Genomic DNA, 24,389 nt, shown 5'->3' with positions numbered 1-24,389 from the left:
GTGAACGGGGTGATCGGGTAGGGGCGCGCGGTGCCCCTGCTAGACCCCGTGATATTCGCGATACCACTCGACAAACTTGGGAACGCCGATTTCCACACTGGTAGTCGGCTCGTACCCCAAGTCACTCCGGATCGCCTCGATATCGGCATAGGTCTTGTGAACATCGCCAGGCTGCATCGGGAGCATTTCCATCTCCGCTTTCCGCCCGATGGCATCCTCTAGCACGGCGATCACATCCATCAGCTTCTCCGACCGGTGATTGCCGATATTGTAGAGGGCATGCGGCTTCACGCTGCCGCCTGCCTTGACCGCGCCATCATCGGCGGGCGGGCTGTCCACGCAAGCGACGACGCCTGAAACGATGTCGTCGATATAGGTGAAATCACGGTACATATCGCCATTATTGAAAACCGGAATGGTTATGCCCGACAGGATTTTGTGGGTGAACATCCACAGCATCATGTCCGGTCGGCCCCATGGCCCGTAGACGGTGAAGAAGCGCAGACCGGTCAGCGGGATGCGATAGAGATGCGCATAGGTCTCGCTCATCAATTCGTCCGCTTTCTTGGTCGCGGCGTAGAGCGAAACAGGGTGATCCGCCCGGTCCTCGACCGAGAAAGGCAGCTTTTCATTGCCGCCATAGACGCTGGAGGAGCTGGCATAGACCATCGGCACTTCGCGCGCGCGGGCGACTTCCAGCATGTTCACATGGCCGACCAGATTGGACTGCACATAGGCGTGCGGGTTCTCGATTGAGTAGCGGACACCGGCCTGCGCTCCCAGATGCACGATCCGGTCGAACGCTTCGCCTGCCAGTGCCGCGGTCAAGGCCGCATTGTTGGCAAAATCGACCCGTTTGAAGGCGAATCCATTGCCCAGTTGCGCGAGGCGATCTTTCTTCAGCGATACCTGATAGTAATCGTTGAGATTATCGATCCCGAGCACGCTGTCGCCGCGTGCGAGAAGCCGCGCCGCCAAAGCCGCGCCGATAAAGCCCGCTGCACCTGTGATCAGAACCCGCATAAACCCTCGCTAATATGGACCCGCGCCTTAGCAGACAGATGCGAATAGGCGCTTAATCCTGTGGGAGTGCTTTCGGTTTCTCGGTCGCGGGTATACCCATCAGCGCCACCTGCGAGCCCGCCGATTTCGTCACCACGGCATTCGCCCCCACAGTCACATCATCGCCCAGAGTCAGCACGCCGACAATCTTTGCACCGCTGGCGATAAAGCACCGGTCGCCGATCACAGGCCGCTCGCCATTGCCCGGATCGATGCTCTTCGCGCCGATGGTGACCTGATGATAGATCACCGCATAGGACCCGATCTTCAGCGCCCCGATCACCGAACCCTGGCTGTGCGGCATAAAGAAATGCGGCCCGATCTCGCATTCGGACAGGAATTCGCAACCATAAAGGTAGAAATTCAGCCACGTGATCAGCTTCGCAATCGGGCGCAGGCCCCGGCGATGCGCCGAATGGGCAAGCCGGTACAGCGCGACCGGCGCACAGCGCGGGATCAGGAAATTGCGCCACAAATTCCATGTGCGCGGCGTGGTTCCGGGCCGCCCGTAATAGTGCCAATACCGCTCCAGGTCCGATTTCAGCAGGCTGCGCAGTGACAGGCGCGCGGTCTTTGCCTTGCCATCGCTCATGCTGCTTCCCTCAAATGGCTGGCCGACCGGTCGACCGGATCGAACAGCTCGTCCACGAACCCTGCGACGCTGTACCGCTGGTAAAGGTCTGCGTCCAATTCAGGGGCGGGGGTGGCGAGGAATTCCGGATCCACTACAGGTGCGGCGCGATCGATCACCTGCACCAATTCCGGATCGTAGAACGCATACCGCCGTATCTCGGCATTGGTCGTCACCAGCTTGCGCCGCGCGCCGAGCGTTTCGAACGTGCGGATGGTCAGCCCCTTCTGGCGCGGATGTTCGATATCGAGGATGGTGCGCGAGGCCCAGAAGATGGCCTTTGCATCCTCCCTCCCCATGGGCTCGAAACTGAAGTCGTCCGCATCGGCACCGCGAAATCCGGGATTGGTTATGCGGTAGGCGCTCAGCACCCAGCGCGCCTGCAAATAGAGGAACCATCGCCGCCGGATATCGGCGGGCAATCCGGCATCGATGGATTTGACGATCGCATAGCGATCCGAATGCGCTGTGCCGAGGAAGGAAAGATCGTGCCGGATTTCGGGCGCTTCGTCTGCGGCGCTTAATGCAAAAGAGGGCGCGAAAAATAGCGGGCGGAACCGCATGCCATTGGCGCGCGCGGCGTCGATTTCGAAGCTGCTGGTCCGGTCAAAATATTTGAGCAGTTTCAGCGCGCTGCCCCGGTTTTCCAGCGAATCCCAGATATAGAATAGGAATGCGGCGCCTTTCTGGCTGGCGCGCAAATCAGCCAGAACATCCTCAGGCAGGGTCTGCCCGTTGATGATCAGCACGTAGTCGTACTGAACATCGCCAAACCTCTCCAACGCCTCGCGCCAGACATTCCCTGTATGGCGAAGAACAGCAGCGCGGGAAAATCGGGCGGCGGCTTTCAGCAAAGGGGCGTCAAAGGGCCGGTCAGGCACGTAATCGACATGCGCCCCCCGCCGTTCCAGTTCGGCCACGATCTCGCGGTCATAGCCGAAGAAATGCGGCGCGGTCATGAGGATGCGCGCACCGTCGAATTGGGCTGGGGGTGGCAGGTCCGATAACGTCACGACAGCACGCTTTCCGGCAGGTTAGCGCGCCAGTTCGGCGACGCGGCGGCGCAGGTAATCGGCATAGCCGGTCTTGCCCAGACCGGCGGCGCGGGCCAGCACATCGTCTGCGCCGATCCAGCCCATTTCCAGACCGATTTCCTCCAGACAGGCAATCTTGATACCCGTGCGATGCTCCAGCGTGCGGACATAGGCGCTCGCTTCGTGCAACGAATCATGAGTGCCGGTGTCGAGCCACGCATAGCCGCGCCCCAGACGGCTGACCGTGAGGGCATCACGTTCAAGATAATGCCGGTTGACGTCGGTGATCTCCAGCTCGCCCCGTGCGCTGGGTTCGATTCCTGCCGCGATATCGCACACTTGGTTGTCATAGAAATAGAGGCCGGTGATGGCCCAGTTCGACTTCGGCGCAGCGGGTTTTTCCTCGACCGAAGTCGCTTTGCCGCTCGCGTCGAAATCGACGACGCCATAGCGTTCCGGATCATCGACATGATAGGCGAAGACATTGGCCCCGCGCGCCTGCGCTTCGTCCGCCGCGGCGCGGCATTTCTCGCCCATCTTGTCGCCGTGATAGATGTTGTCGCCCAGAATCAGCGCGCTTGGCTGCCCGCCGACGAAATCCCGCCCGATGATGAAGGCTTCAGCCAGCCCGTTGGGCTCTGGCTGCACGGCATAGGACAGATCGATCCCGAAGGCGCTGCCATCGCCCAGCAATGCCTCGAACATCGGTAGATCGCGCGGAGTGGAGATGATCAGCACCTCGCGGATGCCCGCCAGCATCAGTACGGAAAGCGGGTAATAGATCATCGGCTTGTCAAACACCGGCAGCAATTGCTTGGAAATCGCCATGGTGGCGGGGAACAGCCGCGTACCGCTGCCGCCTGCGAGGATGATGCCCTTCATGTGTGATCGCGCCCGTTCAAGTGGCCCCGCCCCGGGTGCCGTTGTGCTGTTGCTTGGGGCCTCGCCCCGACCGGCTCGGCTCTACCGGACGTGGACAGCGCTAGGCAAGGCGCTTAACGGCAGGCCCCGTCATGAATAGCGCACCGAAACCTGAGAAAGTCATCGTCCTCGGGGCCAAGAGTCTGGTCGGGGAGGAGCTGCTCGCCGCTGTACAGAAAAGCCGTCGCGAGGCGATTGCTCTGACGCGCAAAGCCCTGCCTGCCGACAGTGAGGGTGTGCGCTGGCACGACACTGCGCAGCTGGGTGAGCTGGCCGGAGCAGGCATCCCGCTGGCCCTGTGCGTGGCGCATATCTGGGTGATCGAGGAGCATATTCCCGCGATGAAGGCGGCAGGCGTGAACCGGCTGGTCGCGCTGTCGACCACCAGCCGCTTTACCAAGCAGACCTCTTCCAGCGAGAGCGAGCAGGCTGACTGGAAGCTGTTCGAACAATCCGAAGCCCGGGTCCACGCGGCCTGCACCGCCGCCGGGATCGGCTGCACGATCCTGCGCCCGACGCTGATCTGGGGCAACGGGCAGGACAAGAATGTGACCGAGATTGCCCGCATGATCGGGCGGCTTGGCTTCTTCCCTCTGTTCGGCGCGGCCAAGGGTTTGCGCCAGCCCATCCATGCCCGCGACGTTGCCGCCGCGTGCTTGCAGGCGGGCGCCAGCGACGCGGCTGCTGGCAAGGACTACAACATTTCGGGCGGAGAAGTGCTTCCATACCGTGTGATGGTGGAGCAGATTTTCGCAGCGCTAGGGCGCAAGCCGCGCACACCGTCCGTGCCGCTTCCCCTGTTTGCGCTGGCGGTTAAGGCCATGCGGCTGATTCCGCGCTTCCGCAAATGGACGCCGGATATGGCGGTGCGGATGAATCAGGATCAGGACTTCGATCACAGCGCCGCGGCCGCCGATTTCGGTTTTGCACCCGGACCGTTTGCGCCAACGCGCGCCGATTTGCAGCTTGAACGCGAGGGCGCGCAAACTTGATAAGCCTCCCGATGCCATTTACTTGGGCCGAAGCGGGTCGCTAGGTCGGTCCGGGTCGCATTATGGTCAGCAAAAGCTCCTCTTCCTCGTCGGAACAGTCTTCCGCGCAGCCTGCCACGGCACAGCCGCGCCCCGAGGCCGGGCCCCTTCCTCGGCCGATGCCCTTCCAGCGTCTATTCGACCTGCTGGTTGCGGTGCCGCTCGCGCTCGTCGTTTTGCCGGTTTGCCTGCTGCTGCTGGTTGCCATCCGGCTCGAAACCCCCGGCTCGCCCCTGTTTGTGCAGCGCCGCGTGGGCAAGGGCCAGGCGCCTTTCGACATGCTCAAATTGCGCACAATGCACACGGGCACCGCCAATGTCGCGAGCCATCAGGTCGGCGCGGCGAGCATTACCCGCCTTGGTGCGTTGCTGCGGCGCCTGAAACTCGATGAATTGCCCCAGCTGTGGAACGTGCTGGCAGGCCATATGAGCCTCGTCGGTCCGCGCCCCTGTCTGCCGGGGCAGGCTGAGCTGGTTGCCGAACGTGCAAGCCGCGGCCTGTTTGCGCTGCGCCCCGGAGTGACCGGTCCGGCCCAGATCGCCGGGATCGATATGAGTGATCCGGTGCGTCTCGCTACTTATGAGGCCGAGTATTTTACCGTGGATCGCCCGCTCGGCGATGTGCGGCTGATCGTCAGTACGGCGCTGGGCGGTGGGCGCGGTGATGCGGCCACGGTGGCTAAGCCGCACGACAGCAGCTCGCATGATGGGGATAAAGCCTGATGGTGGAGGCCGCCAAACGCCGGATCGACGGGCTGACCGATGTCTTGCTGAATTTGCCGCGCTCGGCAAAGCGCGCGCTGGCGCTCGCGGTCGACATCACCATCTGCGTTTTCTCGGTCTGGCTCGCGGTCTATCTGCGGGTGGGATATTGGGTGCCGTTCTTCGGAATGCAGCTGCATCCGGCAGTGGTCTCGGTCGTGCTCGCTCTGCCGCTGTTCGTGGTGTTCGGGCTATACCGGGCGATCTTCCGCTATGCCGGGGCAGAGGCCTTCTTCGCGATTGGCCGCGCGGTTCTGATCTATTCGATCCCCTTTGCAATCATCTACACACTGATCGGGGTACAGGGCGTTCCGCGGACAATCGGCCTGATCCAGCCTATCCTGCTGTTCCTGATGGTCAGCGGATCGCGGCTACTGGCCCGGATGCTGTTCGAGGAAAGCTACACCGCGCTTTTTGTTGGCGACAAACCGACCCGCGTGTTGATTTACGGCGCCGGGCGTGCGGGCCGCGAACTGGCCGGAGCCATCGCCACGGCGCGCGAAATGCAGCTGGTCGGCTTTGTCGATGATGACACATCGCTGACCGGATCGACCCTGCGCGGCGTGACCATTTACGCCCCCGACGCGCTGGCTGACGTGATAGAGCGCCGTAAAGTGGACGATGTGCTGCTCGCCATGCCTCAGGCCACGCGGGTGCGGCGCAGCGAGGTGCTGCAGGCCCTGCGCCCGCTGCCAGTGCATGTCCGCACTCTGCCCAGCATGGTTGATATCGCCCGGGGCACCATCTCGGTTGGCGATCTGCGCGAGCCGGGGATCGAGGATCTGCTCGGCCGCAGCCAGATTCCGCCCGATCAGGCACTGCTGACCAAGAATATCACCGGCAAGGTGGTGATGGTGACGGGCGCGGGCGGTTCGATCGGCAGCGAGCTGTGCCGCCAGATATTGAAGAACGCTCCCGCCTGCCTGCTGCTGGTCGACCACAGCGAGTTCAACCTCTACACCGCGCATCAGGAATTCGCCCAGATGGTGGCGCTGGACCGGCAGGGGGAGGCCGACGATCCCGCCCCGGTGCTGATTCCGCTGCTGGCGTCGGTGTGTGACGAACGCCGGATGGCGGAGATACTGACCCATTGGCAGCCCGCCACGGTGATCCACGCCGCCGCTTACAAGCATGTCCCGCTGGTCGAGCAGAATGCTCTCGAAGGTGTGCGTAACAACGTCTTCGGGACATACACCGTGGCCCGTCTGGCGCAGCAGCACGGGGTCGCCAATCTGATCCTCGTCAGCACCGACAAGGCCGTGCGCCCGACGAATATCATGGGCGCGACCAAGCGGCTAGCGGAGATGATTTTACAAGCGCTTCAAGAAGCTGCGGGCGAGGGTAGCGCCACGACTTTCTCCATGGTGCGGTTCGGCAATGTGCTGGGTTCTTCCGGATCGGTCATTCCGCTGTTTCGCGAACAGATTGCCGCGGGCGGTCCGGTGACCATCACTCACCCTGACATCACCCGCTATTTCATGACCATTCCGGAAGCTTCGCAGCTGGTCCTGCAGGCCGGCGCGATGGCGCGCGGCGGCGATGTGTTCGTCCTAGATATGGGCGAGCCGGTGCGGATCGTCGATCTGGCGCGCAATATGATCGAATTGTCGGGCCTGACGGTGCGCGATGACGACACGCCCGATGGCGATATTGCGCTCAGCTTCACCGGTTTGCGCCCGGCAGAGAAATTGTACGAAGAGCTGCTGATCGGCGAAAATGCGCAGGAATCCCAGCACCCCCGGATCATGCGCGCCAATGAGAGCTTCCTGCCGCTCGCCGAACTGGAGACGCGGCTGGAGGAAATGCGCAGCGCCATTGCCTCAGGCGATCCCAAAGCGGCACGCGATTTGCTTGCCCGGCTGGTGCCGGAATATCAGCCCAGCACTGTTCTGTCCGACTGGACGCGCCAACCGTCCTAGCCAACCGGCCTAAGTGGTCTCGATATCCGGCGCGTCTTCCTGCTTCATCCCGACTGTGTGATAGCCTGCATCGACATGATGCACCTCGCCGGTGACGCCCGATGACAGGTCGCTGCACAGATACAGGCCCGCCCCGCCAACATCGTCGATGCTGACATTGCGGCGCAGCGGCGCGTTGTATTCGTTCCATTTCAGGATGTAGCGGAAATCGCCGATCCCGCTGGCGGCCAGCGTCTTGATCGGTCCGGCGCTGATCGCATTGACCCGGATATTGTCCGGCCCCAGATCATTGGCGAGATAGCGCACGCTGGCCTCCAGCGCCGCCTTCGCCACGCCCATCACATTGTAATGCGGGATGACTTTCTCGGCACCGTAATAGCTCAGCGTTACGATACTTCCGCCCGTTTCCGGCATCATCTTCGCCGCGCGCTGGGCCACCGCCACCAGTGAATAGGCGGAGATGTTCATCGTCATCAGGAAGTTATCGAGACTGGTATCGACATATTTGCCGCGCAGCTCGTTTTTGTCCGAATAACCGATGGCGTGGACCACGAAATCGAGGCTGTCCCATCGCTCCCCTAGTGATGCGAACGCCTCGTCGAGCGAGTCCATGTCGGATACATCGCAGTTGAAGGTAATGTCGCTGCCGAGCTGCTCTGCGAGTGGCTTCACGCGCTTGGCCAGCGCATCGCCCTGATAGGAAAAAGCCAGCTCGGCTCCCTGCTCGGACAATTGCTTTGCGATACCCCAAGCGAGCGATTTATCGTTGGCGAGACCCATGATGAGCCCGCGTTTGCCTTGCATCAGTCCGGTCATTCGGCACCTTCTCTCGTGGCGGCGGCTGCCCGGTCGGCTGCGCGCCTGCGATTATCGGCCTGCCCGATGAAGTCCTCTTCTTCAGGCGTTTCGGCCAGCGCGGCGTTCAGCTCCGCGCCCACCACCATACCTAGTCCGACCAGCCAGAAAAAGAAAAGCGTGATCATCATCCCGGCCAGTGACCCGTAGGTCAAATCGTACGCGAAGAACTGGCGCAAGACGACCGGCAGCGCGATGGTCACCGCAACCCACCAGACGGTCACGATGAGCGCTCCCGGCCATTTCGGATAACGGCGATGGCGATAATCGCCGGGTGTGAGGGTGTAGAACAGCAAATACATCGAACCGAACAGGCCAAGGGCCGGGACAAACCGGGCCAGTGCGAGGCTGGCAAGCAGATCGGTCAGCAGCGGGAAATAGGCATCGATTACCTGCTGTGCCGCACCGATGAGGACCTGAGCCAGCAGCGATGCCATTAGCAGCACAACCGCCCCCAGAATGACGCCCGCCGACAGCAGGCGGTATTTCCAGAAAGCCTGCGTTGCCTCGGTGCCATAGGCACGGCGCAGCATGTCGCGGATCGTCTCGATCAGACCGCTGACGGTCCACAATCCGACCAGACCACCGGCCCATAGCAGCCAGCCGGAGCGTTGCTCGATCACATTGCGCGCGACCGGCTCGATGACATCGGCCACGACGGGGGGCAGGGCGACCAGGACTGCATTCACAGTCGCCGCACGCTCGCTTTCTTCACCGATGGCGGAGAAGATGGCCGCGCCGGTTATGAAGAAGGGAAAAATCGCCAGCATCGCCAGATAGGCAAGGTTGCCGGCATGGATGAAGCCATCATTGAAGGTGCCCACGGCGACGCGTTTGGTGACTTCGAATATCCGCGTGCCTGGGCCGACTTTGGTGGCGACTTTCTGGCGGACGCTGCCTTGCAGTTGCATGGCTTCGTTACGGCGGTCTTCGGGAGTGAGGGAGCGGACAGTGCGATCTTGCGGGTCGGGCAATTTGTCCCCCGGACCCGTGATTTCGCTCCACTTACGCATGAAAAATCAAACGCCTAGCGATGCGCGCGGGTTCCCCGGATCTGTCCAGTCTCCCAGCGCCTCGGTCAAGGAGTCGAGGTCATCGGGCAGTGTAATGCGCAAGGTGACGAGCTGATCGCCGCGCCCGCCCGCCTTCTTGGAAAAGCCCTTGCCTTTCAGGCGCATAACCGTCCCGCCGGACAGGCCTGGCTTGACGGTCAACATCACCGGGCCATCGACCGTGGGCACCTTGACCTTCGCGCCCTTGACCGCCTCGTCGACGCTGATCGGCAGGTCGAGCCGGACATCGTCGCCCACTCGCTCATAGAATTTGTGGCTGTCGACCGAAATCGTCACCAACCCGTCGCCCGCGCCGCCCGGACCCTGCTGGCCCTTGCCTTTCAGGCGCATCTGCGTGCCGTCTTCTACCCCGGCAGGCAGTTTCAGATCGATGGTCTTGCCATCCGATAGGGTAATCCGCTGATCGGCCCGTGTAGCCGCATCGGTGAACGGCACGCGCAGCCGGTAATTGATGTCGGCCCCTTTTTGCGGCGGGGGCGGGCTACGCCTGCCGAAAGGCGAGCCGCCACCACCTCTCGCGCCGCCGCCGAACAGGCCTTCGAAGATATCACCGAGGTCGGCCTCGCCGCCGCCGAAACCCTGGAAATCTTCGGCCCGGAAGCCGCCCTGCTGGCTGCGATATCCTCCGCCAGAATTGCCGCCACCAAAGCCGCCGCCCCCGAACGGATGGGTCGGATTGCCATCACCATCGATCTCGCCCCGGTCGAACTGAGCGCGCTTGTCCTTGTCGGACAGCAGATCGTAGGCCTGCGTCACTTTGCCGAAGCGGTCGGCCGCTGCGGGATTGTCGCGGTTGGTGTCGGGGTGCAGCTCTTTGGCGAGCTTGCGATAGGCGCTCTTGATGTCCTTCTCGGACGCAGTACGGGACACGCCCAATGTAGCGTAGGGATCGGCCATAGATTGCAGCTAAGGTCCGGTTGCGCGCCATGCAAGGCTCGATGCCTTTCTCGCGGCTTTGCAGCGGGGCCGTGATCGCCTACCAAACCCGCATATTCCCCGTTCGAAGAGTGCATCATGTCGCAATCCCAAACCCCTCAAGAAAACAGCGCAATTCCAGTCACCGACCCCTTCGCACTGTTCGATGCGTGGATGGCGGAAGCGGAGGAGAGCGAACCCAACGATCCCAATGCGATGGCGCTGGCGACTGCGACCCCCGATGGCGGGCCGTCTGTGCGGATGGTCCTGCTGAAGGGTCACGGCCCCGATATCGGGGAGCAGGGAGGCTTCACCTTTTACACCAACGCACAGAGCCGCAAGGGCGGGGAAATCCGGGCGAACGCGCAGGCGGCATTGCTGTTTCACTGGAAAAGCCTGCAGCGGCAAATCCGCATCGAAGGCCCCCTGAGCGAAGTGTCACCGGAAACCGCAACCGCCTATTTCCATTCGCGCAGTCGGCAGTCGCAATTGGGGGCCGTGGCTTCGGAACAGTCGCGCCCGCTGGATGACCGGGCAACATTTCTGGAGCGCTTTGCCGCCGCCGAGGCCGAGTTCGAAGGCCGCGCGGTAGAGCGTCCGCCGCACTGGACTGGCTTTACCGTCACCCCGCAAGCCATCGAATTCTGGCAGGATCGCCCCGGCCGCCTGCATGACCGCCGCCTGTTCACGCGCGCCGGTCAGGGCTGGTCGGACACTTTGCTCTACCCGTGACCGGCGCAGAGGCCTTGTCGGCACGCGGCAGGCTCGCCCGCAGCGCTGCCTTTGCGAGTATCAGCGTCGCGATTGTTCTGGTCGCGCTGAAGCTGTGGGCGTCGGCCCGCACCGGCTCGGTCGCCATGCTGGGCAGTCTGGCCGACAGCGCGCTGGATCTGGTGGCCAGCCTCGTGACGCTTCTGGGCGTGGTCTATGCCGCCATGCCGGCCGACCGCAATCACCGCTTCGGCCACGGCAAGGCGGAGGCGATTGCCGCAATCGTACAGGTCGTTCTGATTGCGCTGTCTGCCTTTGCACTGGCCGTCAGGAGCATCCAGCAATGGATAGAGGACGCGCCGGTGGGCGAAGCTCCGACCGGCATTGGTGTTTCGCTGGTAGCGATTGCGCTGACCTTCGCTTTGCTTGCGTGGCAACGCTACGTTCTGGCGCGCACCGGCTCGGTCGCGATCCGCACCGATCACGTGCATTATCAGGCTGACCTGCTGCTCAATCTGGCGGTGATCGCGGCGCTCGTTCTGCAAACGCAGATCGGCTGGGGCAAGGCCGATGCCGTGTTTGGCCTTGGGATTGCGGCATGGCTGGCTTACGGCGCGTGGGGTGCGTCTCAAGAGGCGGTCGATCATCTGATGGATCGCGAATGGCCGGAGGAGAAACGCCGCGCCTTTGTGGAGCGGGCGGCTACCCATCCGGAGCTTTCGAACCTGCACGATCTGCGCACGCGGACGGCAGGCAACCGGGATTTCGCGCAGTTCCATGTCGATCTGCCGGGCACCATGACGGTCAGCGAAGCGCATGACATTATCGACCGGGTAGAGGCGGATTTGCTTGACGCCTTTCCCGGCACCGAGCTGCTGATCCATATCGACCCGCAAGGTCATGTCGACGAGCCGGACAATCCGCTGGTCGAGACAGATGAATTTGAAGAATTGGAGGACGACACCCCGTGAGCACCATTTCCAGCAGCCACCCCTATTGGCATGTCGACGCATTCGCGGGGCGCAGTTTCTCCGGCAATCAGGCCGCCGTCATGGTGCTGGATGAATGGCTGCCGGACGATGTGCTGATTGCCATCGGGGGCGAGAACATGTTCGCCGAAACGGCCTTTGTGGTGAAGGACGAGAGCGGCGAGGCCGACTGGGAGCTGCGCTGGACTACGCCGACCTACGAGATCGCCCTATGTGGCCACGCGACGCTGGCCAGCGGCCATGTGCTGCTGACCCGCGATGGCGGGGACCGTGTGCGGTTTCGCACGCGGAAGAGCGGCATTCTGGAAGTCGCGCGCACGGGTGAGGGCTACGAAGTCGGCCTGCCCGCCATCGCCACTCAGCCGCAGGCCTATCCCGAAGCGGTCGCGCTGCTTGGGGCCGAGCCGCAGCTCGTCCACCGCAACGACACGCTCTACAATATCTTCCTGTTCGAAGATGAAGCGCAGGTCCGCGCGCTCGACCCGGACCTCAGGGCTTTGGGCGAGTTTGGAGTGGAGCAGTTCGCCTGCACCGCGCCTGGAGACAATACCGACATTGTCAGCCGGGTATTCGTGCCCGGAGCGGGCGTGGACGAGGACAGCGTTACCGGCTCTGCGCATGCGGCGCTCACCCCGTTCTGGGCGGACCGGCTGGGCCGTGACAGCTTCACCGCGCATCAGGCATCACAGCGGGGCGGCGATCTGGTCTGCCGGTTGGAACGTAGCGATGCGGGCGACCGGGTGTGGCTCGGCGGAGAATGCGTGACCGTGGTCGAGGGCAAATTTCAGGTGACCGTTTAAGTTTCTGGATAGAGCTCCACCACGTCGAGCATCTCGGCGATCAGCGCCTTGCGTTCTTCCTGATCCGAATGGCCCAGCCGGACCAGAGTGAGTTTCTGACTGGGCGATACCAACACATATTGCCCCATATGCCCGACGGCTGCGAACAGGGTCTCCGGCCCCCTATCCACCAGCGTGTCGTCCCGGTCGATGCCGGATTCGCGGTTGAGCCAAGTCTGCCCGCCGTAGAATCCCGATGCCGGGCTGGGCTCGGTCATGAAGGCGATCCAGCTGCGCGGCACCAGTTGCGATCCGCGATAGGACCCTTCATTGCGTAGGAAATCCCCGAAGCGCCCCCAATCGCGTGCTGTGCCGTGGATCAGACTACCGCCCACCAACGTGCCCGCGGCATCGAATTCGGGCACCATCGATTCCATGCCGAGCGGCCCGAACATCCGGGCTTCGAGAAACTCTGCGACAGCTTTGCGGCGGGTTTCGGGATCGTCGCTGCCATCGGTGAGCACGCGCGCGGCGATATCGGCGAGAATGACCGTGGTGTTGCTGGAATATTCGAACTCGCGCCCCGGCTCTGCCTCCAGCGGCTGCGACGTTGCGTAATCGGCCATATTGTCGCGGCCATCGAGAAACAGCATCCGCACTTCGGAGGATTCGTAGGGCGGATTGCCTGCTTCCGTGTGCCGCAGACCGGCCCGCATCTGGAGCAATTGGCGCAGGGTAATCTCGCCGCGCGGATCACCGGGCCGCCGCCAGCGCGGGATCGGCGGGGTTTCATCCAGCGAGAGCTTGCCGTCGGCCACCAGCATCCCGATCATCACGGCGGTGACCGTCTTGGCCATCGACCAGCTGACAAAGCGCGTGTCGGCTGTGTATCCATCGGCATAACGTTCGGCCGCAATCTGCCCGCCATGCATGACAACAGCAGCCCGTGTCTCGCCCACCGCGTCATTCGTGAACAGCTCGTCCAGCTGGCGCGCAAGCTGATCATTCGGCGCGCCCGGATCGGCGGCAATCGCGGCCAAGGCATCTTCGCTCAGCGGCGGCGGTTCTGCGGGATCGCTATCGCAGGCGTTCAGCAGCAGCGACGCGGCCCCGATAAAGGCGGTTGGCAACGCGGTTCGCAAGGCGATAGGGGGGCAGCGGCGTGTCGGCATGATGCGCAGCGCATTCGCATGATGGACCAGACCCCGCAATGGCAAAACCCGCCTCCCGCCCACGCAATCCTTCTGCCGCAGGTTCAGCCCGCAAGGCGCGGCGCTGGCCGTGGGTCTTGCTGGTGCTCGCTCTGATTTTGGGCGGAGTTTTCATAGCCTTCCGCACGCCGATCACCGGTTATGCCAGTGCCGGGACGGCCTACTCGGCGCGAGTCGCCTGCTCGTGCCGCTTCGTTGCGGGCCGGGATCTGGCCGATTGCGAGAAGGACCTGCTCACCGGCATGGAGCTGGTCATGCTGAGCGAGGATGAGGAAGCGCGCAGCGTGACTGCGACATTCCCGCTGATCACCAGCGATACCGCCCGCCTGCGCGATGGCTATGGCTGCGTGCTCGACCGGTGGGAGGGATAGCAGAGCCTCACCGAAGGTGCGTCACGGGCCTTCCGGAACCGGCGTATCGGGATGGCGGCAGATGTCTCCACCCACCGCTTCCGGAGGCGGGGGCGGGCTAAGGAAAGGTGGGCACGGCACCGGCGGGGTGCGTGGCCCTCCAGCCTGCTGTTCTTTCGCCGCGCGCTCTTCGTTACCGCGCTGACACGCCAGCGACTCCTCTTTCTGCGCCTCGAAAGCCGCTCTGTATTTGACGCCTTCCGCTTCGCTCGTGCGCAAAAATTCCGCCGAGCAATCGGGCAGCCTTTTCACCTGATAGAGCAGAGCAACAGGCGCGTCGCCGCAGTGCTGCCGTAGTTCGGCAATGCCTTCCAGATACTCGTCTTCCACCGGGCTCGCCATGATGTGGCCGCCCGTCTCGCCGATCCTCAGGCGGTATTCCTCCGCCCCGCCGGATTCGCCGACGGCCAGATATCCCTCGGGATCGCGAAACATATCAAGGTGTTGGAAGGGGACTGCCAGACGCTCTTCTTCCCACCCCTGCTTAACGATGCGCAAACATCCATCGCGCAGCACCAGCCGCCCGCCGCCGGGAAAATCCTCCGGGCGCAGGGCAAGGGTCGAAACTTCCGGGCGAATGCCCTCATCCACCAGAAATGCGGAAGGCCATGTCCGGACAAACCGGGCGACGCCGGGCTCCACCGCAAGACCGCTTGTTCCGCGCCCGACGCGCGGATCGACCATGGGAGCGCGGACGGCCGGAGCGCGGGTTACGGTGCCGAACGACTCCGCGCTCAGCTCCATCCCCAGTGTCGGTGGGCTTTCGGTGACACTTCTGTCTATATCGAGCAGCGTGATCCCGAAGGTCGGCGGGCGCGACTGCGGCTCGGCAATGCGGTTCAGATCGGGCAGCAAATACAAGGCAATCGGCGCCAGCGTGACCGCCAATAGCAAGCCCAAGGCCCAGGGGCTGATCCGCCCATTGCGGTTGTGCGGCGGCTTCATTCAGGCCCCATCACTCTGGGCCGCTCGTCCGGTCGATCCAGCCTCCGCCGATGACGCGCTGCCCGGCATAGATCACCGCCGCCTGTCCCGGCGCGACGCCAAGCTCCGGTGTCTCGAAGCGGATGGTTGCAGTTGCGCCATCGCCCAGTGGCCCGTCCAGCGTGACCGGCACCGGCTTCGAAAGCGAGCGCACCTTGGCCGTCAGCGGGCTATCGGGCAGGGGGCCGATGCGGTTGGTTTCGATCAGCACCGCTTCGGACACCGCCAGCATCCGCTTCGGGCCAACGCGCACCTGCGCAGTCTCCGCATCGATCCCTACGACGTAAAGCGGCTCCGGCTGCCCGCCGATATCCAGCCCGCGTCGCTGGCCGACCGTGTAGTGCACCACGCCCGGGTGCTCGCCCAACGTCTCGCCCGTGGCGGCATGGACGATCGCGCCCTTGCGTCCGCCTTCGGGGCGCATCGCCTTGACGATTTTTGCGTAATTACCGTCGGGCACGAAGCAGATATCCTGACTGTCGGGCTTGGCCGCATTGCGCAGCTGCGCGCCTTCGGCCAGTTCGCGGACTTGCGACTTGGGCAGGCCGCCCAGCGGAAAGCGCAGAAAATCGAGCTGTTCCTGCGTGGTCGCATAGAGGAAGTAGGACTGGTCGCGGGCCGGATCGACGGCGCGGTGCAACTCGCTGCCGCCGGCGCCCGTTTCGCGCCGGACATAATGGCCGGTGGCAAGGCAATCCGCGCCCAGCTCGCGCGCCATGCGCAGCAGGTCGGTGAATTTCGGCCCCATATTGCAGCGAATGCAGGGGACGGGTGTCTTTCCGGCGAGGTAATCATCGGCAAACTGCTCGACCACGTCCTCGCGAAACGCGCTTTCGTGATCGAACACATAATGCGCGATGCCCAGCCGGTCGGCGACGGCCCGCGCATCGGCAATATCGTCGCCCGCGCAGCACGCGCCCTTGCGCCCGGTCGCCGCGCCGTAGTCATACAGCTGGAGCGTGATGCCGATCACTTCCGCACCGCTTTGCGCGGCCAGTGCTGCAACGACGGACGAATCCACACCGCCCGACATGGCGACCACGATGCGCCGCTCCGCCATAGGGCCGGGCAGGTCGAAGAGATCGGCAGCTTCGGCTGCAGGAAGGGTCGTCGCATTCAGCATGCGCTGGCATATAGGCGCGCCGGGACCATTGCGCAAAGCCTGTCGCAGCAGGCGGTCAGACGCCCTGTCCAGGCCGGTCATGTGCGCCCTGTACAGGCGCGGCGGGCCGTGCCGCGGCGCTGATCCGGTAATCCTAACCAGCAGTAAAGCCTCGCTTTACCTGATGTTGACCACCAGGCCCTATTGGCAGTGTCATGTTCGAAAGCACGACACCCCTTACAGACACTACCGGCACCGCCGGAAGAGCTGGCGAAACGGCGCAATTGCGCGCCTTTGCATGGCCTGAATTGACCGCGCGGCTGGCTGCTGCGCGGGATGTGCGTGCTGTACTGAATCGCTCCGCCAAGCCGGTGCGCCCCCGCACTGGCGGAAGCTTCCTTACCGCAGGTACGGGAAAACCCGGCACGGCCAGCGATCAGAATTCGACGAATGAACGCCCAATTAACCTCGTTGGTTTATCGGGCAGCAAATCAACCGCGGCAATGTGTGCCGACGCCGTAAGCGACGCGGCGCATGTCGACCGAGAGGCACCATGATCGAGAACCAGAAAATCAGGCCGGCAGAGGTCATCGGCCCCTTGGGTGAAGCGCTCACCCTGGATGATCTGCCGTCCCCCAAGACAAAACGCTGGGTCGTCCGGCGCAAGGCCGAAGTGGTGGCCGCCGTTAATGGCGGGCTGCTGACGCTGGATGAAGTGCTGGAACGCTACAATCTGACGCTGGAAGAATTTGCCTCTTGGCAGCGATCGGTCGACCGCTCGGGCATGCAGGGTCTGCGGGTGACGCGCATCCAGCATTACCGCGACCTCTACGAGCGCCAGCTGAAATACTAACGCGCTAGGCAAATCCCGACCTAATCCTGTAAGCCTCCCGCATTCCGGCACACGATTTGTCCGGAACGGGTAGCGCATCGGTACGTTTGAATACCGAGCATAAACGCAACAGGAGTTTTATTATGGGTTGGATTATCGCAATTATTGTCGGAGGCATTGCTGGCTGGCTGGCCAGCATGGTCATGAACCGCGATGCCTCTATGGGCATCTTCCTCAACATCGTCGTAGGCATTATCGGCTCGGTCATCGGCAACGTGATTGCCGGGTTCGTCGGCATTGGCGGGTCGATTCAGGAATTCAGTCTGACCGGTCTGATCATTGCCGTGGTCGGTGCTGTGGTCCTGCTCGGCATCATCAATCTCGTTCAGCGTGGCCGCGTGCGCTAACGCACCAGCCGCTTTGCGGAAAACGAAGGGGCTGTCCTGCGGGGCAGCCCTTTTTTGTTGAGCGCTGACCCCCGGGTCATTGCGCTCTTTGTGCTGTCCGTCCCCTCGATTGCGCGGTTGGTAGAGGGCCTGATTGCCAAGGCGCGCGGGCCCACGTTATGGGGATTGCGCAAGGTGATATACCTGTCTAATACACTCGCGGAAGCATTTGCAGGCGAATTATGAACTATCAGTCGACAACGATCCGCAATGAGGATGCGCCCCGCATCGATGGCGTACCCATTGGTCTGGATGGGGAGCCTGTGACGAAGAAATCCCGCTCGCTGTGGATCTGGCTCGGCATTGCTATCATTCTGGCAGGCATCATCGCAGCGGCATATTATTTCGTGACGGCTGGCGACGGTGCGGCAACCCCGGCGGCGGACCGCGATGATCAGGCGCCCAGCATTTCGGTGATCGCACCGGGACAGGCCACCATTGAAGGGACGATTTCTGCGACGGGCACACTGGCCGCGCGGCGCGATGTGCCGGTGGGTGTCGTGGGCGAAGGTGGCCGTGTGGTTGCCGTGTCGGTCGATCAGGGCCAGTGGGTCAATGCCGGGCAAGTCCTCGTGTCGATCGATCGCTCGGTGCAGAACCAGCAGGCGCGCGCGCAGGCTGCGCAGATCGAAGTCGCCCGGTCCGATGCGCAATTGGCGCAGAGCAATCTCGACCGCGCGCTGCAACTGGTCGAGCGGGGCTTTATCTCGAAAGCCGATGTCGACCGCCTTACTGCAACGCGCGATTCCGCGCGGGCACGCGTGGGCGTCGCGCAGGCGCAGCTGGCCGAGCTGCAGGCCCGCAACGCCCGGCTGAACATTGTGGCCCCGGTGTCCGGTCTGGTGCTGGAGCGCAATGTCGAGCCCGGCCAGACGGTCAGCGCAGGCTCGCCTCCGCTGTTCCGGATCGCACGCGGCGGGGAAATGGAATTGCTGGCCCGCGTTGGCGAAAGCGATTTGGCCCGGTTGTCTACCGGCGTGCAGGCGAGCGTCGTTCCGGCCGGTACCGACAAGCAGTTCAATGGCCAGATCTGGCAACTCGCCCCGACCATCGATCAGCAGAACCGTCAGGGGACTGCGCGCATTGCCTTGCCCTATGCGGCAGAATTGCGCCCGGGGGGCTTTGCAACCGCTTCGATCAAGAGCGGCACGATTGTCGCGCCGATGCTGCCGGAATCCGCTGTCCAGTCCGATGAAGACGGAAGTTTCGTCTATATTGTCGGGCCGGAGAAAAAGGCTACGCGCCGGGCTGTGACCACCGGCATGGTGACCAATGACGGTATTGCCATTGTCGATGGCCTTGATGGAACAGAGCAGGTGGTGCTGAGGGCGGGCGGCTTCCTGACCGAAGGCGAATCCATATCACCGCAACTGGTCGAGCAATAAGCGCGCGAAAGCGGGAAAGAGCGATCTCATGAACCTGAGGAACATCTCGGCCTGGTCGATCCGCAACCCGGTCATTCCGCTCGTCCTGTTTACCGCCCTGCTGCTGGCAGGGATGCTCAGCTTCGCCCGGATGGACGTGGTCAACAATCCGGATATCGAGTTCCCCGGCGTCAATGTCAGCATCTCGCAGCCGGGCGCCGCCCCGACCGAAATCGAGAACCAGATCACCCAGCGGGTCGAATCCTCGGTCCGCTCGATTAGCGGCGTGCGCAACATCTCCTCGACCGCGCGCGAAGGGTCTTCGAACACATTCGTCGAATTCGAGATCGGTACCGACGTCAACGATGCGGTGTCCGAGGTGAAGAACGCCATCGACGCCACCCGTGGCAGCTTGCCCGATGGTATTCTCGAGCCGCGCATCAACAAGGTCGACGTCGCTGGCGGCTTCCTTGGCATTTACGCGGTCGAAGCCGACGACATGACGATCGAGCAGCTCAGCTGGTTCATCGATGATACGGTTGCCAAGCGCCTCCTCTCTATCGAGGGCATGGCCGAGGCCAATCGCTTCGCAGGGGTCGACCGCGAAATCGAGGTCATTCTCGACCCGGCCAAAATGCAATCGCTGGGCGTCACGGCCAGCCAGATCAACCAGTTGCTCCGGCTCGACAATATCGACGCAGGCGGCGGCGTGGCGGAAGTGGGCGGCACCCGTCAGTCGGTCCGCGTGCTCGGTAATAACGAGAGCGCTTACGAGCTGTCGCAGCGCCAGATTCGTGTGGCCGGGGGGCAGACGATCAAGCTGGCGGAAGTCGCAACGGTGCGCGACGGTTTCAGCGAGCGGACGTCGATCAGCAAGGTGCGCGACAAGGAAGTCGTGAACTTCGCCATGAGCCGCGCAAAGGGCGCGAGCGATGTTACCGTTTACGAGAAAGCGAAAGAGGTCATCGCCGAGATCGAGGCGGAAAACCCCGGCGTCACCTTCATCCCGCTGTTCAACACGGTGAAGTACACCGAAGACCAGTATGAAAGCTCTATTGCCGCGATGATCGAGGGCGCGATCCTCGCCGTGGTTGTGGTGTTCTTCTTCCTGCGCGACTGGCGCGCGACGATCATTTCCGCCGTCGCGATCCCGCTATCGGCCATCCCGACCTTCTGGTTCATGGATTTGCTCGGCTTCAACCTGAACCAGATGTCGCTCCTCGCGCTCGGCTTGGTCGCAGGCGTGCTGGTCGATGACGCGATCGTGGAGATCGAGAACATCGTGCGCCATATGAGGATGGGCAAAACCGCCTATCAGGCGAGTATCGACGCGGCGGACGAGATCGGGCTGGCCGTTGTTGCCACCTCGATGTGTATCGTTGCCGTGTTCCTGCCGGTCGGCCTCATGCCCGGCATCACCGGCCAGTTTTTCCAGAATTTCGGTCTGACCATTGTGGCCGCCGTGCTGATGTCGCTGGCGGTTGCCCGGATGATTACTCCGATGATGGCGGCGTATTTTCTTCAGTCGAAGGGCCATGGCGCGCACGGCGAAGGAAAGTGGATGGACCGCTATATGCGGGTGCTGCGCTGGTCGCTCGACCGCGGCAAGATGCACGCGATGCGGGCCGGTCTGCCCGGCCCGAAGCATCGCTGGCTCTACACGATCACTGCCTTCCTCCTGTTCATCGCCATGCTGGTGATCCCCGGTGCGGCGGTCTTCATGTCGTGGAACGCGCTCGCGGAGCTCGACATCCCCGGCACGCTCGCTGGAGCCCTCTTCGAGAATACCGAGGACGGAATCGGCTTTGGCGTAAAGCGCGTCTTCGATGTGCTGTTGCTGGGCTTCGTTTCGCTGCTCGGTTTCCTGGTCGGACTCCTCCTTCTGCGCCTTCTGGGCGTCCTGCCCCGGATCATGGGTGGCAGCATCCGCAATTCGTGGATCTGGCTCGAAGCGCGGTTCTACGACCATCGCATCTGGGTGCTGACGGTCGGCTATTTCTCGTTCCTGCTGACTGTCCTGCTGTTTGCGAACCTGCCGTTCCAGTTCCAGCCGGAGACCGATAACGACAACAGTCGGGTGGAAATCGAGATGGTCCCCGGCACGACGCTCGAATCGACCGAGCGCGTCTCCGACCGGGTGGCCGCGCTGCTTTACGAACAGCCCGAAGTGGAACGCGCTTTGGAGCGCGTGCGCGAAGGCAATGCGACGATCTTTATCACGCTGAAGGAAGACCGCGAGCGCAAGTCGTTCGTGTTCGAGCGGGAGCTTGCGCCTGAGCTCGCGAAGATTGCCGATGCACGCGTGCGTTTTCAGTCGCAGGGCGGCCCAGGCGGACCGGGCAGCGGCCGCGACATTACCATCATGCTGGCTGGATCCGACCCGCGCCTGCTGAGCGACACCGCTTCCAAGCTGGTTGAGGAGATGAAGGGTCTGGACATGGTCAATGCCCCGCGCATCACCGCCGATGTGCCGCGTCCCGAAATCATTATCCGCCCCCGGCCAGAGCTTGCCAGCGATCTGGGAATCACGACGATTGCGCTCAGCCAGACCATCCGCATCGCCACGATCGGCGAAATCGAGCAGAATGCAGCGAAATTCTCGCTGTCGGATCGCCAGATCCCGATCCGTGTGAAACTTCCCGAAGATTCGCGCGAAGACCTCGACACCATTCGCAACTTGCCGGTGCAGACCGCCAATGGCGGCTCGGTCCCGCTGGGACGTGTGGCGGATATCTCGTTCGGCGCAGGGCCGACGACCATCCAGCGCTACAACCAGAACCGCCGCGTCTTCATTGGCGCCGATCTGGCCAGCGGTGTTTTGCGGGGTGACGCGATGGAGCAAATCAACGCGCTACCCACTTTGGCCGCGCTGCCCCAAGGCGTGATCCGCGATGCAGTGGGCGAGGATGAGCTGCAGGTAGAGCTGATGAACAATTTCAGCGTCGCCCTCATTGCCGGTATCCTGCTGGTCTTTGCGACCCTCGTCCTGCTCTACAAGCGCCTGATGAGCCCGCTGGTCAATATGGGGTCGCTTGCGCTGGCACCGCTCGGCGGAATATTGCTTGTCTGGCTGGTCGGGCAGCCCAACTCCATGCCGGTGCTGATCGGCATCCTGCTCTTGCTGGGCATCGTCTCCAAAAACTCCATCCTGCTGATCGACTTCGCCATCGAGGAAATGGCGACCGGACGGCGCAAGCTCGATGCCATTGTCGATGCGGGTCACAAGCGTGCGCAGCCTATCGTCATGACGACAGTGGCGATGACGGCGGGCATGGTGCCGACGGCCATCTCGCTCTCCGGCGACGGGGCGTGGCGTCAACCGATGGGCGTGGTGGTGATCGGCGGGCTGATCCTCTCGACCGTGCTGACCCTGTTGATCGTTCCGGCCGGTTTCAGTCTGGCGGACGGGTTGGAGCGCCGCCTTGGTCCGTGGATGAAATCGAAGTTCCTCACCTATAAGGATGGCGACAATCTGACCGATACGGCTGATCCGAACCATCCGGGGCCCGTGCCTGCGGAGTGAAAAAGCGGTTGGCGATAGCACCCGGTATGGCGCCCATCCCGCCTGACCGCGCGCGCATCATGCGGATCACCGCGACGGCGATGCTGGTGCTGATGGGCAGCATCTTCCTTGCGACGAAGCAGGTGCTCGATCTGCATCCGGCCTGGGGCTTCGTGAATGCGTTTGCCGAGGCTGCTCTGGTCGGCGGACTGGCGGACTGGTTCGCGGTCACGGCGCTGTTCCGCCATCCGCTCGGCCTGCCGATCCCGCATACCGCGATCATCCCCAACAACAAGGACCGCATCGCCGACACGATGGCGGATTTCCTGCGGACCAATTTCCTCACGCCTGCCGTTGTCGCACGGCGGATGCAGGGGATGAATGTGGCGGGCGCTGCGGGTGAATTTCTGGTCGATCCGGAGGCCAATGCCGAAGGCGGCACCCGCTCGCGCATTACCGGCGGTGCGGCGGAGCTTTTTGCCGAAATCCTCGAATCACTCGATCCCAACCGGCTGGGCACACAGGTGCGCAGCGGGCTGGCGGCCCAGGTGGCGAAGATCGACGTGGCTCCGCTGCTCGGGCGGATGCTCGAAAACGCCATCGCCGATAATCGCCATCTGCCACTGATGGACGGGGTGATCCGCTGGACCGGTCTGACGCTGGAGGACAATGAGGAAACGGTGCGCGATATCATCAGCCAGCGCGCCAATTCGGTGCTGCGCTGGACCGGCCTCGACGAGCGGATTTCAGCTTCGGTTCTGGATGGCCTTTACCGCTTGTTGGCCGAAGTGCTGGTCGATCCCGACCACCCCCTGCGCGAGAAAATCCAGGAAGGGATGGAGAAGCTGGGGCAGGATCTGCAGCACGATCCGGTCACGCGTGAACGGGTGGAAGAGATGAAGCGCGATCTGCTCGAGAACCCGGCCGTCGCTGAGTGGTGGCTGGGCGTCTGGGAGCGGATCCGCCGCTCGCTGATCCGCCGCGCCCGTGATCCCGATAGCGCTCTGGGCGGCGAGATGCGCAAGGGCCTGAAAGAGCTGGGCGATGCGCTGAAGCAGGACAAGCGCCTGCAAATGCAGGTCAACCGCTTTGCCCGCCGCACGGCAGTGGGCGTGGCCACGCGCTATGGCCAGCAGATCGTTCAACTGGTGTCGGAAACCGTCAAGCGGTGGGATGCGACAACCGTCACCGACCGGGTGGAGGGCGCGGTGGGGCGTGACCTTCAATTCATCCGCATCAACGGGACTCTGGTCGGCGGATTGGTCGGGATGACGATCCATACGCTTGATGTGTTGATCTGACCGGTCCTGTACAGGCCTCGCACAGTCCTGCCGAACCGATAGCGCCCGCAAACCCGCCCATCCCTCTACAACGGGATATGGCACAGAAACCCCACGCCACGCATCAGACCCTTTCCCTGCGCTCCGGCGAGCAGATTTTCGTCAATGGCGCCCTGATAGAGGCGCGCTCGCCCTGCCGCCTGCGGTTCAGCCCCTCGGCCAGCATCGTGCGTTCGGTGGCCCGCGCCGATCCGTCCGAGATATGCCGTGCCCTCGGCGAATTGTACCGCGAAACCGTGCACCTCGAAAGCCATCCGGAGGCTCTTGCGGCGCAGCGCAGCGAAATGATTGCGGCGCTCAATACGCTGGTCGCCATGATGCGCACGACACCCGCGCAGGCCCACTGTTCGCGCTATGTGGCGGCGCTAGGGCAAGGCGATATCCCGACTGCGCTAGACGCGCTGCGCGCGCTGGCTCGGCTGATGCAGACCGGCGAGAACCGGCAATTGCCGCTTCGTAAACCCATGCCGCAGTCCATTCCCCTAGCCGTCAATACCTAGGGCTCCGTTGGCCATAC

General features: G+C 63.1%; 23 protein-coding genes. 13 read left to right on the top strand and 10 right to left on the bottom strand.

The window, feature by feature from the left end; all coding sequences use genetic code 11:
* Nucleotides 1–39: 39 nt before the first annotated feature.
* The 4 genes from ACFCW2_RS05340 to rfbA all read right to left on the bottom strand — a co-directional run bounded on the left by ACFCW2_RS05340 (nucleotide 40) and on the right by rfbA (nucleotide 3,609).
* On the bottom strand, nucleotides 40–1,023 hold the full coding sequence (locus ACFCW2_RS05340; protein ID WP_379548592.1) for a GDP-mannose 4,6-dehydratase: 984 nt from the start codon (nucleotides 1,021–1,023) through the stop codon (nucleotides 40–42).
* Between the two features lie 52 nt (nucleotides 1,024–1,075).
* Complete coding sequence (locus ACFCW2_RS05335; RefSeq protein WP_379548591.1) at nucleotides 1,076–1,654, bottom strand: serine O-acetyltransferase; 579 nt, start codon at nucleotides 1,652–1,654, stop codon at nucleotides 1,076–1,078.
* The gene (locus tag ACFCW2_RS05330; protein WP_379548590.1) at nucleotides 1,651–2,652 is read right to left on the bottom strand and encodes a hypothetical protein; all 1,002 of its coding nucleotides are present in this window, start codon (nucleotides 2,650–2,652) and stop codon (nucleotides 1,651–1,653) included. Before ACFCW2_RS05330 ends, ACFCW2_RS05335 begins: the two co-directional genes overlap by 4 nt.
* 75 nt (nucleotides 2,653–2,727) lie before the next feature.
* Complete coding sequence (rfbA, locus tag ACFCW2_RS05325) at nucleotides 2,728–3,609, bottom strand: glucose-1-phosphate thymidylyltransferase RfbA (RefSeq protein WP_379548589.1); 882 nt, start codon at nucleotides 3,607–3,609, stop codon at nucleotides 2,728–2,730.
* Nucleotides 3,610–3,740: 131 nt separating this feature from the next.
* On the opposite strand from rfbA, the gene ACFCW2_RS05320 reads away from it, so the two are divergent.
* The 3 genes from ACFCW2_RS05320 (at nucleotide 3,741) to ACFCW2_RS05310 (ending at nucleotide 7,359) form a co-directional block, all read left to right on the top strand.
* Entirely contained in the window at nucleotides 3,741–4,640 is a 900-nt protein-coding gene (locus ACFCW2_RS05320; protein WP_379548588.1) for an SDR family oxidoreductase, read from the top strand.
* Between the two features lie 158 nt (nucleotides 4,641–4,798).
* On the top strand, nucleotides 4,799–5,401 hold the full coding sequence (locus ACFCW2_RS05315) for a sugar transferase (RefSeq protein ID WP_379548587.1): 603 nt from the start codon (nucleotides 4,799–4,801) through the stop codon (nucleotides 5,399–5,401).
* Nucleotides 5,401–7,359, top strand: coding sequence for a polysaccharide biosynthesis protein (locus ACFCW2_RS05310; protein ID WP_379548586.1), 1,959 nt, complete (start codon nucleotides 5,401–5,403; stop codon nucleotides 7,357–7,359). Before ACFCW2_RS05315 ends, ACFCW2_RS05310 begins: the two co-directional genes overlap by 1 nt.
* Before the next feature lie 9 nt (nucleotides 7,360–7,368).
* Here ACFCW2_RS05310 and fabI read toward each other — a convergent pair whose 3' ends face one another.
* From fabI to ACFCW2_RS05295, 3 genes are read right to left on the bottom strand one after another with little or no spacing between them, the layout of a single operon-like run.
* A complete protein-coding gene (gene fabI / locus ACFCW2_RS05305; protein WP_379548585.1) occupies nucleotides 7,369–8,175 on the bottom strand; it encodes an enoyl-ACP reductase FabI in 807 nt (268 codons plus the stop codon).
* Entirely contained in the window at nucleotides 8,172–9,227 is a 1,056-nt protein-coding gene (locus ACFCW2_RS05300) for a YihY/virulence factor BrkB family protein (protein WP_379548584.1), read from the bottom strand. Before ACFCW2_RS05300 ends, fabI begins: the two co-directional genes overlap by 4 nt.
* Nucleotides 9,228–9,233: 6 nt before the next feature.
* Nucleotides 9,234–10,184, bottom strand: coding sequence for a DnaJ C-terminal domain-containing protein (locus tag ACFCW2_RS05295; protein WP_379548583.1), 951 nt, complete (start codon nucleotides 10,182–10,184; stop codon nucleotides 9,234–9,236).
* Nucleotides 10,185–10,301: 117 nt separating this feature from the next.
* Here ACFCW2_RS05295 and pdxH point away from each other — a divergent pair, with 117 nt between their 5' ends.
* From pdxH to ACFCW2_RS05280, 3 genes are read left to right on the top strand one after another with little or no spacing between them, the layout of a single operon-like run.
* Nucleotides 10,302–10,934, top strand: coding sequence for a pyridoxamine 5'-phosphate oxidase (gene pdxH / locus ACFCW2_RS05290; RefSeq protein WP_379548582.1), 633 nt, complete (start codon nucleotides 10,302–10,304; stop codon nucleotides 10,932–10,934).
* Nucleotides 10,931–11,884: a cation diffusion facilitator family transporter gene (locus ACFCW2_RS05285; protein ID WP_379548581.1), complete on the top strand. Its 954-nt coding sequence runs from the start codon at nucleotides 10,931–10,933 to the stop codon at nucleotides 11,882–11,884. Before pdxH ends, ACFCW2_RS05285 begins: the two co-directional genes overlap by 4 nt.
* Before the next feature lie 5 nt (nucleotides 11,885–11,889).
* Nucleotides 11,890–12,702, top strand: a complete 813-nt coding sequence (locus tag ACFCW2_RS05280; RefSeq protein WP_379548930.1) for a PhzF family phenazine biosynthesis protein — start codon at nucleotides 11,890–11,892, stop codon at nucleotides 12,700–12,702.
* Here ACFCW2_RS05280 and ACFCW2_RS05275 read toward each other — a convergent pair.
* Entirely contained in the window at nucleotides 12,699–13,853 is a 1,155-nt protein-coding gene (locus ACFCW2_RS05275; RefSeq protein WP_379548580.1) for a serine hydrolase domain-containing protein, read from the bottom strand. The two genes, ACFCW2_RS05280 and ACFCW2_RS05275, sit on opposite strands and share 4 nt — an antisense overlap.
* Before the next feature lie 38 nt (nucleotides 13,854–13,891).
* On the opposite strand from ACFCW2_RS05275, the gene ACFCW2_RS05270 reads away from it, so the two are divergent.
* Complete coding sequence (locus ACFCW2_RS05270) at nucleotides 13,892–14,263, top strand: hypothetical protein (RefSeq protein ID WP_379548579.1); 372 nt, start codon at nucleotides 13,892–13,894, stop codon at nucleotides 14,261–14,263.
* Nucleotides 14,264–14,284: 21 nt separating this feature from the next.
* On the opposite strand, the gene ACFCW2_RS05265 is transcribed toward ACFCW2_RS05270, so the two are convergent.
* Together ACFCW2_RS05265 and mnmA are read right to left on the bottom strand one after the other, a co-directional pair.
* Nucleotides 14,285–15,247, bottom strand: coding sequence for a hypothetical protein (locus ACFCW2_RS05265; protein WP_379548578.1), 963 nt, complete (start codon nucleotides 15,245–15,247; stop codon nucleotides 14,285–14,287).
* Nucleotides 15,248–15,257: 10 nt separating this feature from the next.
* A complete protein-coding gene (gene mnmA, locus ACFCW2_RS05260) occupies nucleotides 15,258–16,409 on the bottom strand; it encodes a tRNA 2-thiouridine(34) synthase MnmA (protein WP_379548929.1) in 1,152 nt (383 codons plus the stop codon).
* 532 nt (nucleotides 16,410–16,941) lie between these two features.
* On the opposite strand from mnmA, the gene ACFCW2_RS05255 reads away from it, so the two are divergent.
* From ACFCW2_RS05255 to ACFCW2_RS05230, 6 genes are all read left to right on the top strand, one after another.
* Nucleotides 16,942–17,241, top strand: a complete 300-nt coding sequence (locus tag ACFCW2_RS05255) for a DUF1153 domain-containing protein (RefSeq protein ID WP_379548577.1) — start codon at nucleotides 16,942–16,944, stop codon at nucleotides 17,239–17,241.
* A 122-nt stretch (nucleotides 17,242–17,363) separates the two neighbouring features.
* Nucleotides 17,364–17,627: a GlsB/YeaQ/YmgE family stress response membrane protein gene (locus tag ACFCW2_RS05250; RefSeq protein WP_379548576.1), complete on the top strand. Its 264-nt coding sequence runs from the start codon at nucleotides 17,364–17,366 to the stop codon at nucleotides 17,625–17,627.
* A gap of 221 nt (nucleotides 17,628–17,848) precedes the next feature.
* The gene (locus tag ACFCW2_RS05245) at nucleotides 17,849–19,051 is read left to right on the top strand and encodes an efflux RND transporter periplasmic adaptor subunit (RefSeq protein ID WP_379548575.1); all 1,203 of its coding nucleotides are present in this window, start codon (nucleotides 17,849–17,851) and stop codon (nucleotides 19,049–19,051) included.
* A 28-nt stretch (nucleotides 19,052–19,079) separates the two neighbouring features.
* Nucleotides 19,080–22,553, top strand: a complete 3,474-nt coding sequence (locus ACFCW2_RS05240) for an efflux RND transporter permease subunit (protein ID WP_379548574.1) — start codon at nucleotides 19,080–19,082, stop codon at nucleotides 22,551–22,553.
* A gap of 26 nt (nucleotides 22,554–22,579) precedes the next feature.
* Nucleotides 22,580–23,833 (top strand): DUF445 domain-containing protein, encoded by a 1,254-nt coding sequence (locus tag ACFCW2_RS05235; RefSeq protein ID WP_379548573.1) that lies wholly within the window; start codon nucleotides 22,580–22,582, stop codon nucleotides 23,831–23,833.
* Between the two features lie 77 nt (nucleotides 23,834–23,910).
* Nucleotides 23,911–24,372 (top strand): flagellar biosynthesis repressor FlbT, encoded by a 462-nt coding sequence (locus tag ACFCW2_RS05230; protein ID WP_379548572.1) that lies wholly within the window; start codon nucleotides 23,911–23,913, stop codon nucleotides 24,370–24,372.
* The last annotated feature ends 17 nt before the right edge of the window (nucleotides 24,373–24,389 follow it).

The sequence above is a fragment of the Qipengyuania algicola genome (assembly GCF_042492175.1).
Classification (GTDB): Bacteria; Pseudomonadota; Alphaproteobacteria; order Sphingomonadales; family Sphingomonadaceae; genus CAJXSN01.
The sequence above is the reverse complement of the archived record's forward strand: the minus strand, read 5'-3'. Positions and strand labels throughout refer to the sequence as shown.

Coding starts and splice junctions, on each gene's coding strand:
- ACFCW2_RS05340 (WP_379548592.1), bottom strand. CDS start 1,023: ATGCGGGTTCTGATCACAGGTGCAGCGGGCTTTATCGGCGCGGCTTTG.
- ACFCW2_RS05335 (WP_379548591.1), bottom strand. CDS start 1,654: ATGAGCGATGGCAAGGCAAAGACCGCGCGCCTGTCACTGCGCAGCCTG.
- ACFCW2_RS05330 (WP_379548590.1), bottom strand. CDS start 2,652: ATGACCGCGCCGCATTTCTTCGGCTATGACCGCGAGATCGTGGCCGAA.
- rfbA (WP_379548589.1), bottom strand. CDS start 3,609: ATGAAGGGCATCATCCTCGCAGGCGGCAGCGGTACGCGGCTGTTCCCC.
- ACFCW2_RS05320 (WP_379548588.1), top strand. CDS start 3,741: ATGAATAGCGCACCGAAACCTGAGAAAGTCATCGTCCTCGGGGCCAAG.
- ACFCW2_RS05315 (WP_379548587.1), top strand. CDS start 4,799: ATGCCCTTCCAGCGTCTATTCGACCTGCTGGTTGCGGTGCCGCTCGCG.
- ACFCW2_RS05310 (WP_379548586.1), top strand. CDS start 5,401: ATGGTGGAGGCCGCCAAACGCCGGATCGACGGGCTGACCGATGTCTTG.
- fabI (WP_379548585.1), bottom strand. CDS start 8,175: ATGACCGGACTGATGCAAGGCAAACGCGGGCTCATCATGGGTCTCGCC.
- ACFCW2_RS05300 (WP_379548584.1), bottom strand. CDS start 9,227: ATGCGTAAGTGGAGCGAAATCACGGGTCCGGGGGACAAATTGCCCGAC.
- ACFCW2_RS05295 (WP_379548583.1), bottom strand. CDS start 10,184: ATGGCCGATCCCTACGCTACATTGGGCGTGTCCCGTACTGCGTCCGAG.
- pdxH (WP_379548582.1), top strand. CDS start 10,302: ATGTCGCAATCCCAAACCCCTCAAGAAAACAGCGCAATTCCAGTCACC.
- ACFCW2_RS05275 (WP_379548580.1), bottom strand. CDS start 13,853: ATGCCGACACGCCGCTGCCCCCCTATCGCCTTGCGAACCGCGTTGCCA.
- ACFCW2_RS05270 (WP_379548579.1), top strand. CDS start 13,892: ATGGCAAAACCCGCCTCCCGCCCACGCAATCCTTCTGCCGCAGGTTCA.
- ACFCW2_RS05265 (WP_379548578.1), bottom strand. CDS start 15,247: ATGAAGCCGCCGCACAACCGCAATGGGCGGATCAGCCCCTGGGCCTTG.
- mnmA (WP_379548929.1), bottom strand. CDS start 16,409: ATGCTGAATGCGACGACCCTTCCTGCAGCCGAAGCTGCCGATCTCTTC.
- ACFCW2_RS05255 (WP_379548577.1), top strand. CDS start 16,942: ATGATCGAGAACCAGAAAATCAGGCCGGCAGAGGTCATCGGCCCCTTG.
- ACFCW2_RS05250 (WP_379548576.1), top strand. CDS start 17,364: ATGGGTTGGATTATCGCAATTATTGTCGGAGGCATTGCTGGCTGGCTG.
- ACFCW2_RS05245 (WP_379548575.1), top strand. CDS start 17,849: ATGAACTATCAGTCGACAACGATCCGCAATGAGGATGCGCCCCGCATC.
- ACFCW2_RS05240 (WP_379548574.1), top strand. CDS start 19,080: ATGAACCTGAGGAACATCTCGGCCTGGTCGATCCGCAACCCGGTCATT.
- ACFCW2_RS05235 (WP_379548573.1), top strand. CDS start 22,580: ATGGCGCCCATCCCGCCTGACCGCGCGCGCATCATGCGGATCACCGCG.
- ACFCW2_RS05230 (WP_379548572.1), top strand. CDS start 23,911: ATGGCACAGAAACCCCACGCCACGCATCAGACCCTTTCCCTGCGCTCC.